Consider the following 14,063-nt stretch of genomic DNA (forward strand, 5'->3'; position numbering starts at 1 on the left):
AGGGCAGCAATCAAAAGAATTTCTGGTACGAAAGCAGCGAAGGTAGGCCCCCGAGCCGGGCGACCTGAAGCTGATGCTACTTGCGCTTTACCACGCCTGCCGCTTTGCCCTTGACGGCGGGCTTTTTGGCTGGGGCCGGGCTACTGGGTTGGCCACCGCTCATTGGAAAGCCCCGTTGCTTCATCAGCGCATCAATTTTCGGGTCGCGGCCGCGGAAGGCGCGGTAGCCAGCGGCGGGGTCCACGGTGTTGCCCACCGTGAAGACGTTCTGGCGCAGGCGCGCGGCCACGGCCTTGTCGTAAGGCCCGCCCGCTTCCGTGAAAGCACTGTAGGCATCGGCCGCCAGCACCACCGACCACAGGTAGGAGTAGTAGCCCGCCGAGTAGCCGTCGGACGAGAAAACGTGCGAGAACTGCGGCGTGCGGTGGCGCATCACCAGCTCGTGGGGCATGCCCAGCTGGGCCAGGGTTTCGCGCTCAAACTTGTCGGGGTCGATTTTCTGCGCGCCGGCCAGGTGCAGCTTCATGTCGACGAGGGCACTGGCCAGAAACTCCACTGTTGCGAAGCCTTCGTTAAAGGAGCTGGCCTTGTTGATGCGGTCGACCAGCGCCTGCGGAATGGGTTTGCCGGTCTGGTAGTGCAGGGCGAAGCGGTTGAGCACTTCGGGCGTGGGCAGCCAGTTTTCGAGCAGCTGCGAGGGGAACTCTACGTAGTCGCGCACCACGCTGGTGCCCGAAACGGTGGGGTAGGTCACGTTGCTCGACAGCCCGTGCAGGGCGTGGCCAAACTCGTGGAAGAGCGTGGTGGCGTCGGTCCAGGAAATGAGCACCGGCTCGCCGGGCTTGCCCTTCACGAAGTTGGAGTTGTTCGATACGATGGTGGTGACGGCCTTGCCATCCATACGCTCCTGGTTGCGGTAGGCGTTCATCCAGGCCCCCGAGTTTTTGCCGGCCCGGGCGTAGGGGTCGAAGTACCAGAGGCCGATTTGCTGGCCGGTGGTTTTGTCGTTCACCTGCCACACCTGCACGTCGGGGTGGTACACGGGCACGTCGGTCACGGGCACGAAGGCGAAGTTGAACAGCTCGCCGGCCACCCAGAACATGCCCTCGCGCATCTTATCGAGCTGCAGGTACTGCTTCACCTCGTTCTGGTCGAGGTCGTAGCGGGCTTTGCGTACTTTTTCGGCGTAGTAGCGGTAGTCCCAGGGCTCAATTTTGAAGTTGGCGGGCGCGCCTTCCTTTTTGGCCAGGGCCAGCATGTCGGCCACTTCTTCGTGCACGCGCGCCACGGCCGGCTTCCACACCTGCTCCATCAGCTGCATGGCGGCTTCGGGGGTTTTGGCCATGGTGTTGTCGAGGCGCAGGTGGGCGTGGGTGGCGTAGCCCAGCAGCTTGGCCCGCTCGGCCCGCAGCTGCAGAATCTGGGTAATCAGGGCGTTGTTGTCGTGCGCGCCGCCGTTGTCGCCGCGGTTCGTGAACATGCGCCAGGCTTTCTCCCGCAGCTTGCGCTGGTCGGAATAGGTCAGAAACGGGTCGATGCTGGAACGGGTGTTGGTAATCACGCCCACTCCGCTCACGTTGCGAATCGAGGCCGTGGTTTTGGCCGCATCCACCAGCGAGGCGGGCAGGCCACCCAGGTCCCGGGTGGTTTTCAGCACCAGCACCGAGTCGGCCTCATCGGCCAGCACGTTTTGCGAAAACTTGGTAAACAGCCCCGCCAGCTGCTGATTGATGGCCGATAACCGCGCTTTGGCCGCGACATCGAGCCGGGCCCCGGCGCGCACAAATTGCTTGTAGTTCACCTCCACCAGCCGCTGCTGTTCGGGCGTCAGCTTTTTGGTGGCCGGCGAATTATACACTGCCTCAATGCGCTTGAACAGGGCCGTGTTCTGCGTTATCTGGTCGTTGAAGGCGGCCATTCTCGGAGCCATTTCCGTCTCTACCGCCCCGAAGGCCTTGTCATTCAGCGTCGATTTCCAGACGCCATACACGGCCTGCACGCGGTCGAGAGCCCCGCCGCTGCGTTCCATCGCGGCAATGGTGTTCTCAAACGTCGGAGCTGCCGGGTCAGTGGCGATTGCATTGATTTCGGCCAGGTTTTCGGCCATCGCCGCTTCCAGCGCGGGCTTGAAATCAGCTACCCGAACCTTGTCGAACGCGGGCACGCCGCCGTGCGGGCCGCCCCAGGGCGCGAGCAGCGGCATATCGGCGCGGGCGGTGGCCGAGGCGGCGGGAACAGGGGTCTGGGCCATAACGGGAGCCGGAATTAGGGCGACGGCCAGGCCGAGCGTGGCCGTGAAGCCGGCCAGCCGGTTGGAAATCGTAAAGGGCAATGGCATAAAGTCGGGAGCTAGTGGGAAATACGACGGCGTGAAGGTAATTACTGGCCCGGTAGGGGCGGGGTCGTACCCGGTAGGGCTTGCCCCGCCCCTACTTCACCGCCGCCGCATCCGGCACCCGCTGCAAATCCAAATCCTGAAAGTCGTAGCTGAAATCGGTGGCGGGCGAAATCGGCTTCATCTTCAGGCCCGAGGCGTGGCCCATCTCATCGAGGGCAAAGCTGGCATAGGCATCGGCGTTGAAGCTGCGGTCTTTCCAGCGCACCACGTAGGTATTGCCGCGGTAGGGCAGCACCTGGCCCAGCAGGCGGGGTGCCCGCACTGCTTTCATCCACAGCTGGTTGTTTTGTAAATAGAGGTTCACATCGCCCAGCCAGGCATCGTGGTAGCGGCCCGCGAAGGCGCTGTAATCGGGCTTTTTGGGCGCAGCTTTCTGGGCCAGGGCCACTTGCTTATAGGCGGCGGCGGTGGCTTTATCGGCCCCGTCGGCACTGGATTTCATACGGTCCACTATTTCCTGCACGCGGTCGAGGCCGGTCAGGCCCAGGTAATGGTCCTCGATGTGATTGGTGATGGCCGTGATGGCACTCGTTTCCTGGTTGGTGAGCACGATGATGCCCAGGTGCAGCTCGGGCAGCAGGGTTACCTGCGTTACCTGGCCCGGCAGGCCGCCCGTGTGCGACACCTCTTTGTAGCCGCGGGCATCGCGCAGAAACCAGCCCAGGCCGTAGGCTGCGAAGTGGGTGTTGTAGGGAGTAGGGGCCGGCCCCACCGGCAGAATCGTCTGGGGCATCCAAAGGCGGTATTGCGTGGCGGGTTTCAGCAGCGCGGCCGGGGCTCCGGGCCCGCCGAGCAACATCAGCGCCCACTGGCTCAGGTCGGTCACGCTGGAGTAGATGCCCCCGGCCGGCCCCACCATGGGGTTCACGTAGCGGGCCACCACCTGCGTCCGGCCGTCTACCTGCGCGTAGCCCTCGCTCACGTTCGTGGGGCTGGGCAGCCGGGCAAAACCGGCCGCGCTGCGGTTCATGCCCAAGGGCTTCAGCAGGCGGGCCTCCACAAACTCGGCCCAGGACTGGCCGGAAATGCGCTTCACCACCTCGCCTGCCACCAGATACAGGTTGTTGTCGTAGTCGAACTTGCTGCGGAACGACGACACCGGCTTGAAATAGCGCAGGTTATGCACCACATCCTTAATAGTGAAGTCGCTGGAATCCGGGAAAAACATCAGGTCGCCCGCGCCCAGTCCCAGGCCGCTGCGGTGCGTCAGCAGGTCGCGCACCGTGAATTCAGCCGTCACGTAGGGGTCGAACATCCGGAACTCGGGGATGTAGTCCGTCACCTTGTCGTCCCAGCGCATCTTGCCTTCGTCGACCAGCAAGCCCAGGGCGGCGGCGGTGAAGGCCTTGGTGTTGGAAGCGATACCGAACAGGGTGTTGGCATCCATCGGCGCTTTGGTCGCCAGCGAGCTCACGCCGTAGCCTTTGGCCAGCACCACCTGCCCATCCTTCACCACGGCCACGGCAATGCCGGGCACGTTTAGCGCCTTAAGCGTGCGGGCCACCACGGCATCGACGGCGGCCACATCGAGCGGCGCGGTAACGGGCGGGGCGGTTTGGGCGCGGCCCGGGCCGGGAAGTAGCGTAAGGGCCAGGCACACACTCGCCAGCAGGGCCGCCGGGCGGCGGCTGGCAGCCGTAAATAATTGAATCATTTGCAGAAAAAAGTAGGTGAAAATAGGTTTAGGCCGACAAGATAGGCTAATGGCAGCGACATAAGTCATTGTCAGCTTCCCTTCCCGTGCCAAACCAGTTTCAGCTACCGCTGCCGGGCCGCCCAGGCATCCAGGTGCCGCTCCAGAATGGCCAGGGGCATCGAGCCGCCGGCCAGAATCTCATCGTGAAAAGCCTTCAGATTGAATCTTTTGCCCAGCTGCTTCTCGTAGCGGGTGCGCAGCTCGCGCAGCTTCATGCCGCCCACTTTGTAGGCCAGGGCCTGGCCGGGCAAGGCCAGGTAGCGCTCTACTTCGGCGGTGGCGGCGGGCTCGGCAATGGGCTCGTTGGCCATCAGGTAGTCGATGGCCTGCTCGCGGCTCATGCCCTTCAGGTGCAGGCCCACGTCCACTACCAGGCGCAGGGCGCGGTGCATTTCGTCGCCGAGCGCGCCCAGCCGCTGGTAGGGGTCCTGGTAGAGGCCCAACTCGCGGCCCAGACTCTCGCAATACAAGGCCCAGCCCTCGCTGAAAGCGGGGTAGGAGCCGAAACGGCGGAATCGGGGCAGGCTGGTGTTTTCCTGTTGCAGCGATAATTGGTAATGGTGGCCCGGAATGGCCTCGTGCAGAAACAGCGACTCCATGCCCGAGGTCACGTTGAACTTGGTGGCCTCGACGATGGGCACGTAGAAAATGCCGGGTCGTGCGCCATCGGGCGTGCCCCGGTTGTACTCAGCCGACGCCGACACGGCCCGAAAGGCCTCGGTCTGCCGAATCTCAAACGGCGACTTTGGCACCCGGCCAAACAGCTGGCTTAGGTTGGGCGCGATGCGGGCCTGAATGCCGCGGAAGGCGCGCAACACTTCCTCCGGCGTCCGGTAGGGCATGAAGCGCGGGTTGTTGCTCAGCGAGTTGAAGAAGCTGGAGAGGCTGCCCTTGTAGCCCACCTGCTTTTTCACGGCCTCCATCTCAGTGCGAATGCGTTTCACTTCGGCTAGGCCAGTCTGGTAAATGGCCTCCGGGTCGCGCGTCGTGGTGGTCATCAGGCGTACGTTGTAGCGGTACATATCGGCCCCGCCGGGCACGTCGGCCAGGCCGGTACTGTTGCGGGCCAGGGGCAGGTATTCGGTTTGCAGGAAGTCGGCCAGCTTGCGGTAGGTGGGCACCAGGTCGGTACTGATGGCCTCCTGGTAGGCCGCCGTCAGGCGGGCGCGGTCGGCTTCCGAAAAGCTGGCAGGCAGGTGCGCGATGGGCCCGTAGAACAAGCTGTGGGCAGCATCGGTCGTTACCTGGGCCTGAAGCTGCGGCACCATTTTCAGCACCAGTACCTTGGGGAGTACCACGGCCGCCTTGGCCCCCGCGCGGAAATTGGCAATGGCCGAGTCGGCCCATACCGGAAACTTGCTCACCCGGGCCAGCCAGTTGTCGTAGTCGCGTACCGTGCGGAAGGGCTGCGCGCCGGTGCCCGTGCCTAGCTGCCCCAGCGTGGTGGGCAGGCTGTAAATCTGGGCAAAGGGCATCATCCACGCATTCAGGCGCATGCCTTCGAGGCGGGTGCGCATTTCGTACTGGAAGATGTCGTAGCTGAGCTTGTCTTCGGCCGTGAGGCGGGCGCGGTCAATGTTCAGCAAGTCGTTCAGGTAGCGCCGACAGAGGCGGGCCTGCTGCTGGCGGAAGGCCCGGGTCTGGTCGTTGGGCAGGCGGTCGTTGTAGCGGTTGTCGCCCTGAGCCGTGGCCAGCAGCGGAAACAGGCGGGCCTGGTCGTCCCAATAGTTAGCGAAAAGGTTGGCCAGCAGGGCCGCCGAAGTAGCGGCCGGCGAAGGCTGCTGGGCCCATCCGGCCCCGGCCACAATCCCCCACATCACCACCAACAAAACGATAAAAAGCTTCATTAACCCTTGATTTAAGCGGGCAAGCTACATTTTTTTCAAAGAATATCAGTCGAAACGGTTCTGCTTAAAGGCAAAAAATTCCCGCCCTGGTTCAGACCACGGCGGGAATTTGATAATGAGTCAGAAAGTACGGGACAACGTTATGCTACTGGATGAGCACGTCTCAGTGATGGGTGAGCATGGCCCACTGACGGGTGGGTGAAAACGTCATGCTGAGCTTGTCGAAGCATCTCTACCGCGCGAGTAATCAGGTTTACTATTGCGGTAGAGATGCTTCGGCTACGCTCAGCATGACGTTCCTTTTGCTCAAGGCTCAAGGCTCAAGGCTCAAGGCTCAAGGCTCAAGGCTCAAGGCTCATGGCTCATTGCTCATGGCTGCTTCGCGGCCCAGGCATCCATTTTCTTTTCCAGCACGGCCAGGGGCATCGAGCCGTCCTTCAGCAGCTCATCGTGGAAAGCGCTGAGCTTGAACTTGCTGCTCAGCTGCTTTGCGTACTTGGCGCGCAGCTCCCGGATTTTGAGCTGGCCGATTTTGTAGCCCAGCGCCTGGCCCGGAATGGCCATGTAGCGCTCGATGGCCGAGGTGGCCTCGTCGCGGCTGGTGCTCAGGTTGGCCAGCAGGTAGTCGATGGCCTGCTCGCGGGTCATCTGGCGCGAGTGCAGGCCGGTGTCGACTACCAGGCGCACGGCGCGTAGCATCTCGTCGCCCAGAGCCCCCATGCGCTGGTAGGGGTCCTTAAACAGGCCCAGCTCCGGCCCCAGGCTTTCGCAATACAGCGCCCAGCCCTCCACGTAGGCATTTTGGCCGCCGAAGCGGCGGAACTTGGGCAGGCTGGTGTTTTCCTGCTGCAACGAAATCTGGTAGTGGTGGCCCGGAATGGCCTCGTGCAGAAACAGCGACTCCATGCCCGAAGTGGTGGTGAACTTGGTGGCGTCCGGAATGGGCACGTAGAAGATTCCCGGCCGGGTGCCGTCGGGCGAGCCCTGGTTGTACTCGGCCGACGCCGAGGCTTCGCGGAACTTCTCGGTTTCGCGGATTTCGAACGGCGTTTTGGGGGTGCGCCCAAACATCGTCTGCAGGTTGGGCAGCATGCGCTGGTGGATGTCCTCGAATGCCGCGAGCACTTCCGCCGGCTTTTTGTAGGGCCGGAACTTCGCGTCCGTATTCAGGTACTTGAAGAAGGCCGGCAGGTCGCCCTTGAAGCCAACCTCGGTTTTGATGGCCTCCATCTGGGCGCGAATGCGGGCCACTTCAGTCAGGCCAATCTGATAGATTTCGGCCGGGGTTTTGTCGGTCGTGGTCTCGTACTTCACGTCGTAGGCGTAAATCTGCTCCCCGCCGGGCACTGCGTCGATGCCGCTGCTGGGGCGGGCCTTGGGCAGGTACTCGGTTTGCATGAACGTGCCGAGCTTGCGGTAGGCCGGCACCAGGTCGGTCATAATCGCCTTCTTGTAAGCATCGGTGAGGCGGGATTTGTCGGCGGCCGAAAAAGTGCTGGGCATCCGCTCGATGGGGCCGTAGTACAGGCTCTTGGTGGGGTCGGTGGGTACCATGTCGGCAGCCAGCAGCTGGGGTATCATGCGCTGCACCAACACCTTGGGCAGCACCACGCCGGCCTTCATACCCACCCGGAAGTTGGCAATGGCCGAGTCGGTCCAGGCCACGAAGCCGTGGGCGCGGCCCAGCCAGTTCTCGTAGTCCTGCACCGTCTTAAACGGCTGGTTGCCCTGGCCCGAGCCGTACTGGCCCAGCGAAATGGGCAGGCCGTAAAACTGGTTGGCCGGCATCATCCAGTTGTTCAGTTTCAGGCCCGCCAGTCCGTGCTGCATCTCGTACTCGAAAATATCGTAGCTGATTTTGTCGTTGTCGGCCAGCTTTTCGCGGTCGAACTGGCGCAGCTTGTTCAGGTAGCCCTGGTAGAAGCTGCGCAGCGTGTCGCGGTAGGCGCGGGTCTGGTTGTTGGGCAGCTGGTCGTTGAAGCGGTTGTCGCCGTAGGTCGTGGCGTCGAGCGGGTTTAGCCGAGAATTCTGCTCCCAATAGCTGTTGAACAGGCCCGGCAGGCCCTGAGTCGAATCGGCGGTAGCGGCGGTACCGGGAGGGCCGCTGGTGGCGGTTTCAGTGGTTTTGGTCTGGTTGCAGGCCGTGGTGAGGGCGGCCGCGACGAGGCCGGCCAGGGCGAGTTTTTTCATGAAAGCGGGTTGCGGGGAGTGAGGCGAATTAGCGAGGCCAAATAACGCGATAATCCCGGTAGAGCCGCGCGGGAGCCGGGAGGTGGAGAATAAGAACGTCATGCTCATCTGGCGTCCGCGCAGCCGAATCACGTCTACCGCAATAGTAAATGAAATTACATGCGCAGTATGCGCGGTGGAGGTGCTTCGGCTGCGCGGACGCCAGATGAGCATGACGGGCTCTTAGCAGCACCGGGCTTCTGCTACTATCAAAACGTCACCGTCGCTCCCAGCGACCAGATGGACAGTGCGCGCGATTCCACGTCGTCGGCCGGCAGGTTCACGGGTACTACGTAGCGCCAGCCGGCGCTCAGCTCCAGCTTGCCCACGTAATAGCTCACGGGCATCCCAAACTCGTAGTCGACTAAGCCGAAGCGGCGCACGCTGCGCGCTACGGGCAGGGTGCCCCGGCCTTTGTTGCGCTTGGTGAGGGCGGTTTCGCCAAATGCCTGCGTGCCGGCCGCGATGCTCACCACCGGCTCCACCGCGAAGTAGTCGTGTTGCCCAAAGCCGCGCTTCGTTTCGAAGGAGCGGGAGTTTTCCAGCACCAGAAAGCCGTCGCCCTTGCTGGCGGCGCTGCCGAAGAGGTAGGTCGCGCTCAGCCGCGAGTAAAACGCGCCCCAGTCCTGGCCCAGGCCAATATCGAGGGCGTTGCTCACGCTCGATTTCACCAGCTCGCTGTTGGTAGGGAATAGAAAGTGCGAGTAGCTCAGAGCCAGGTCGGCGGTTTTGCTCAGGTCGTGGTCCCAGCCCACGGTCAGGTCGGTTTCGTCGAGGGCGGTGGGCGTGTTCAGCAGGTTATAGAACTCCACTGAGCCATACAGGCCGCTTTTGGCCGCGTACGTGAGCGTGGCCGCCGCGTAGGGGAACGCCACGGCCTGCGAGCGGCCAAAATACGTGGAGTTGCTGCCGTAGCCGAGCGCCGCCGCGAAGCTGCGCTTGGGCACGTCGGTGGTATCGGCGGGGGGCGTGGCCGCCAGCAGGCCACCGGCCAGAAGCCAGGATAGAAGCATGAACAAAGGGGGAAATAGTCAAATGAGCTTCGCCGAACAAAGCTTGACAATAGTACCTGAAAAAGCCTCCCCAGCGGTGCCGGGGAGGCTTTCCGGACCAAATCTGGCCCGCTTATTTTTTGTGGTGGCCGCCGTGGTGCCCGCCGCCATGATGGCCGCCGCCGTGGTGGCCGCCGCCCGTGTGGTGGGGGTGGGCTGGCGTAGCCGGCGTGGCGGGGGTGGCCTGGGCCATAGCGGCAACCGTGCAGAGCAGGGCGGCGGCGGAAAGCAGGTACTTTTTCATACGTAATCAGGGGGTTGGGATTGAAGACGAATCAAACCTACTTCCTCAACATGATGCCAGCATGATAACCCGTTGGGAAGGCCGGGGGCCCTGTTGCATCAGGCCCCGGCCGCCGTCGGAAACGTGAGCAGAAACGAGGTGCCCAGCCCGGCAATCGAGTTCACTTCCAGCCCGATGCCGTGCAAGTCGGCTACGGCCCGCGCAATGCTCAGGCCCAGGCCGTAGCTGTCGGGGTCGGTGGCGGGGCCTTTGTCGAAGCGCTCGAACAGGCGCGGCAGCTGCTCGCGGGCAATGCCGGTGCCGGTGTCGCGCACTTCGAGCACGTAGGTGCCGCCCGGGCCGGGGCGGCCCAACACGTCGATGCGCCCGCCCGCCCGGTTGTACTTGATGGCGTTGCTCACCAGGTTATATATCAGCGTGAAGAGCAGCCCACGATTGCAGTGCAGTACCACGAAATCGGGTTCCAGGGTCTGATGCAGCGTCAGGCTCAGCACGTCGAGGCGGTCCTGCACTTCTTCGCACACCTCGGTTACCAGCGCCGCCAGGACCACGGTTTCGAGGCGCGGGAACTGGTCGTTCTCAATCTTCGACATCATCAGCAGCGCCTTGATGATGGTGCGCAGCCGGTGCACGGTGCGCTGCGATTCCACCACGCGCAGCTGGTTTTCGTCGGAAAGGGACTCATCAGCCAGCATGTTGTCGAAGCGGTATTGCAGGGCGGCCAGCGGGGTCAGCAGTTCGTGCGAGGCATCGGCAATAAATTTTCGCTCCTTCGTGAACGAGGCCTGAATGGTGCTCATGAGCTCGCGAAGGCTCTCATCGAGGTAGCGGAAATCATCGGTGCTGGTAGCAATGGGAGCGAAGTTGAACGCCGCCGGGTTGTGCGTGCTGCGCAGCCGCTGCCGGATGATGGTGTTGAACGGTTCAAGCAGGTAGCGGAAAAACGCCAGGTCGGCCAGCGTCGTCAGGGCCACGGCTACTAGCAGCATGTACAGCGCGTAGTGCCGGAAGTTGCGCTCGGTTTCGCCGATGCTGCCCGTGCTGCGCCCGATTTCGAGCAGGTAGTTCTGGCCGTTCTGGGCGAAGCTGTAGCTCAGCACCCGATATTCTACAATCTCATCCTCCACGGCCCGCTTGGCATCCTCAATCCCGCTGATGCCGGGCCCCGGCGGAATGGCTTCGAGCGAAATAAACTCCTCCTTCAGCAGGTTGTAGCTGCCGTACGATGATTCCTCGCCGGTGATGAAGGCCGAAATGCCGTTGCGCCGAATCAGCTTCAGCACCTTCTCTTTTTTTTGACCCAGGCGCTGGTCGGTACTCAGCCGGGCTAGGTGGCTCATGGCCAGCGGCAGGATTCCCACCAGCACCAGCAAGATGGCCACCCGCGACAGCGCATTGAACAAGGAGAACTTGGTGCTGAGCTTCATGCTTGGGGTAGGAGAAACAACAAAAGAACGTCATGCTGAGCTTGCCGAAGCATCTCTACCGCAATAGCAAATGATTACTTCGGCGGTAGAGATGCTTCGGCAAGCTCAGCATGACGTGCTGTTTTAAACCCAGTGACTACAACCCTCACCCCCGCACCCGGTACCCGATGCCGCGCACAGTTTCGAGCCATTCTACGTCGGCGTGCTGGCCCAGCTTCTTGCGCAGGTTTTTGATGTGGGCGTCGATGTAGTTCGAGTCGAAGCCCGATTCGGGCAGGTTGCCCCAGATGTGCTCGGTGAGCTGCAGGCGCGTCAGCACCCGGTTTTTGTGCAGCACCAGGTAGCTCAGCACGTCAAACTCCTTCACCGAGAGCGGCACTTCCTGGTCGCCGAACAGCACGCGGCGGGCCTGCACGTCGAGCTCAAATGCCCCCACGGCTACCCGGGGCTTGTGCAGCCCAAAGCGCCGCCGCGTGATGGCGTGCATGCGGGCCAGCAGCTCGGGTAGCGAAAAAGGCTTGGCCAGGTAGTCGTCGGCCCCCAGCTCCAGGCCCCGAATCCGGTCCTCGACCGCCCCGCGGGCCGTGAGGATGATGACGGCCGCCGCCAGCTCCTGCTGCTTGGCTTCGGCCAGCAGGGCCATGCCGTCGCCGTCGGGCAGGCCCAGGTCGAGCAGCACGAAATCAAACGGCGAGTCGGCCAGCTGGGCACGGGCCTCGCGGGCGGTGCGGGCTACCGTGCAGGCCAGCCCCTGCTGATATAGAAAGATGCCCAACTCGCGGGCCAGGGTGCGTTCGTCTTCGACGATGAGAACGGTCATGCGACAGGGGGAGAAACGGCCGAAATCAATGGCGGCGGCCGTGGCCACCCAGGCCGTGCCCCGGCCCGTGACCCAGGCCGTGGGCGCGGCGAGCAGCGCGGTCGGCGTGGCGGCGGCCGGGACCCTGGACCGCGCGGTCGGGGCCGGCGGACACCTCTAAGGGGCCGTTATTATCAACGGGGTGGGGCTTGGGCTGGCGGCCCGACTGCGGCACCGCCTTCACGGGCGGTTCAGTGGCTGGTACCGCCTGGCCGGGCGGCGCGGTTTGGGCCTGGGCCACCGGGGCTAGCAGGCTCAGGGCCGCCGCCGTGAATAGTTTGATGAGCATAGCAATGAAGGGCAGATGGGTAAAGTCACCGCGCACGGTCCCAACTGGCTCGGCGGCAACGGGCAAACTTACGGCCCCCGCATGATGCGAACATGATAAAGCCCCGCTTCCGGCGGCCGGAGAGCGGGGCTTTATCGTGGCAATGGCAGCGGGCTGCTATTCGCGCGTCAGGCGCTGGGTGCGGCGGCCGGCGGTGTCGGTCAGCTCTAGGAAGAACGAACCTTTGGGTAGGGTGCTGAGGTCGAGTCGGTCGCCGCCGGTGGCCTGGCCGCTGGTCAGCATTTGGCCCAACGTGTTGAGCACGCGGTAGCGCACGGGGCCCAGGCTAGCGGGCAAAGTCACAGCATCGGTGGTGGGGTTGGGGTAGATGGCGACTTCGGTACTACGGTTTGCCGTAACGATGGGCGAGTAGGCAGTAGTGCCATCATTATCAACCTGGCGCAGGCGGTAGTAGGCCAGGCCGGCCAGCGGACGGGCGTCGGTGAAGGCATATTCGCGCAGGCTGTTGCTGGTGCCTTGGGCGGCTACGCGGCCAAGGGTTTCGTAGGTGTCGCCCGTGGCGCTGCGCTGCACGTCGAAGTAGGCGCTGTTCTTTTCGGAGGCCGTGGCCCAGCTTAGGGCTACACTGTTGGCTTGGGTGGTGGCGTTGAAGCGGGTGAGCGAGACGGGTAAAGCGGTGCCGTTGCCAGAGGTTAGAGTAACGTCGTCAACAAGAATGATATTCGCATTTTTTGTTCCAGCAGTGAGTATTATCCGAATTTGAACTCTGGTCCCGACCGTGGTGCTGCTGGGCAATGGAATTACAACTTTATTGTAGAAAGTAGTAGCAGTCATTGTTACCGGTGCAGCGACTGGGATTGAAGTCGCAGTGTAAGTAGTGCCACTACCAAAGTTATAAGCAGCGGGGCCACTGGCAGTAGTATTAAATGTTAGGACAGATGCAAAGCCGTCTCGGTTAATATTGAGTTGAACTTCAACCTTTGATAAATCTTCGAACCTACCCACTGGGTTTGCTAACTTAAACGACAATGTGTTAGCTCCGGAACTCTGCTCAAACGTCCGCTCAATAAAATCAAGCGTAGTTGTAGAAGAACCTTGACCATTATTACCCTTATCAACGCCATAGGCGCCGGTTCCACCAGCACCGCCGGTAACGGTAAAATAGTTGCCGTTCGTGCCACGAGTGAAACGCAACTGAGAATTATCCGAAAATGACGTGGCAGAATTGAAGTCCTGCATTGCAGGACTGGTCTGAGCCCAACCAGATATTGGAGTCAGCACTACCGCTATTGCCAGCAATGAATGCTTGAATGATGCAGAAAGAAGGCGGTTAAAAATAGAAGTTGTCATTGATTGAATTAGGTTTTTAAGCATCTTAAATGTTGGCCTAAGTCCGCAATCTACTTCTTTATTTTAAAAATTAAATACAATAGATTATTATTATAAGATAATTGATGCTGAACTAACTACATATGCCAATTTTACTTGGATTTGTGCAAAATCCAGAGCAAGTGTCCCAAATGATTAGTTTTTGCTTGGTGAATATCCTGCACCTGTCCCCATAAGTGAGGGAAATTAGTAGCGGGTGCAGTGCGGTCTGCGGCCATGTTGTTAGGGCCGGGTCTCCACGCCAACGACTGCCGCTAGGCCTGTCCAGTCGGCGGCGAACTGGGCCAGTTTCCGGCTCTCCAGACCCGTTAATCTTCTGCGCCCGGGGGCTTTATCCTAACTGACAAAGGCCGGGATTCGGGCACGCAAGGGGATGAGATGGGCCGCCACCTGGGTTCGGGCCAGGTACGAGCCCTGTTCAGCAGCTCAAATGCTCACTAGCTGCGCCGGGGCTTGGCACTGACTTGGCAAACGGGTGCCGTGCCCCTGCTTGCCTGCAATAACCGGTGGCCTCAACGGGTAAAATTGGTTACTAACCCGAACGAATTCGGGTGGTAAAAAATGGGTTATAGCGTGATAAGGCGAGAAAATGCCCGCCGTCAAAGTCTGAAACCACGCCAGCATTGCGTAAAA

General features: G+C 61.7%; 10 protein-coding genes. All 10 read right to left on the bottom strand.

What is annotated here, in order from left to right; translation table 11 throughout:
* Positions 1–76: 76 nt before the first annotated feature.
* Positions 77–2,338, bottom strand: coding sequence for a M3 family metallopeptidase (locus tag ABIB44_RS13780; RefSeq protein WP_354585226.1), 2,262 nt, complete (start codon positions 2,336–2,338; stop codon positions 77–79).
* A gap of 91 nt (positions 2,339–2,429) precedes the next feature.
* On the bottom strand, positions 2,430–4,052 hold the full coding sequence (locus tag ABIB44_RS13785; protein ID WP_354585227.1) for a serine hydrolase: 1,623 nt from the start codon (positions 4,050–4,052) through the stop codon (positions 2,430–2,432).
* A gap of 104 nt (positions 4,053–4,156) precedes the next feature.
* Positions 4,157–5,941: a DUF885 domain-containing protein gene (locus ABIB44_RS13790; RefSeq protein WP_354585228.1), complete on the bottom strand. Its 1,785-nt coding sequence runs from the start codon at positions 5,939–5,941 to the stop codon at positions 4,157–4,159.
* Between the two features lie 369 nt (positions 5,942–6,310).
* Entirely contained in the window at positions 6,311–8,131 is a 1,821-nt protein-coding gene (locus ABIB44_RS13795) for a DUF885 domain-containing protein (RefSeq protein WP_354585229.1), read from the bottom strand.
* 248 nt (positions 8,132–8,379) lie between these two features.
* Positions 8,380–9,183, bottom strand: a complete 804-nt coding sequence (locus tag ABIB44_RS13800; RefSeq protein WP_354585230.1) for a hypothetical protein — start codon at positions 9,181–9,183, stop codon at positions 8,380–8,382.
* A 112-nt stretch (positions 9,184–9,295) separates the two neighbouring features.
* On the bottom strand, positions 9,296–9,466 hold the full coding sequence (locus tag ABIB44_RS13805; RefSeq protein WP_354585231.1) for a hypothetical protein: 171 nt from the start codon (positions 9,464–9,466) through the stop codon (positions 9,296–9,298).
* 98 nt (positions 9,467–9,564) lie between these two features.
* Entirely contained in the window at positions 9,565–10,893 is a 1,329-nt protein-coding gene (locus ABIB44_RS13810; RefSeq protein ID WP_354585232.1) for a sensor histidine kinase, read from the bottom strand.
* 145 nt (positions 10,894–11,038) lie between these two features.
* Positions 11,039–11,713 (bottom strand): response regulator transcription factor, encoded by a 675-nt coding sequence (locus ABIB44_RS13815; RefSeq protein WP_354585233.1) that lies wholly within the window; start codon positions 11,711–11,713, stop codon positions 11,039–11,041.
* Between the two features lie 25 nt (positions 11,714–11,738).
* Positions 11,739–12,041 carry a hypothetical protein gene (locus ABIB44_RS13820; RefSeq protein ID WP_354585234.1) on the bottom strand — a complete coding sequence of 101 codons (303 nt, stop codon included), beginning with the start codon at positions 12,039–12,041 and terminating at the stop codon, positions 11,739–11,741.
* A gap of 156 nt (positions 12,042–12,197) precedes the next feature.
* Positions 12,198–12,875 carry a T9SS type A sorting domain-containing protein gene (locus ABIB44_RS13825; RefSeq protein ID WP_354585235.1) on the bottom strand — a complete coding sequence of 226 codons (678 nt, stop codon included), beginning with the start codon at positions 12,873–12,875 and terminating at the stop codon, positions 12,198–12,200.
* Positions 12,876–14,063 lie beyond the last annotated feature (1,188 nt).

The sequence above is a fragment of the Hymenobacter sp. UYCo722 genome (assembly GCF_040547115.1).
Classification (GTDB): domain Bacteria; phylum Bacteroidota; class Bacteroidia; order Cytophagales; family Hymenobacteraceae; genus Hymenobacter.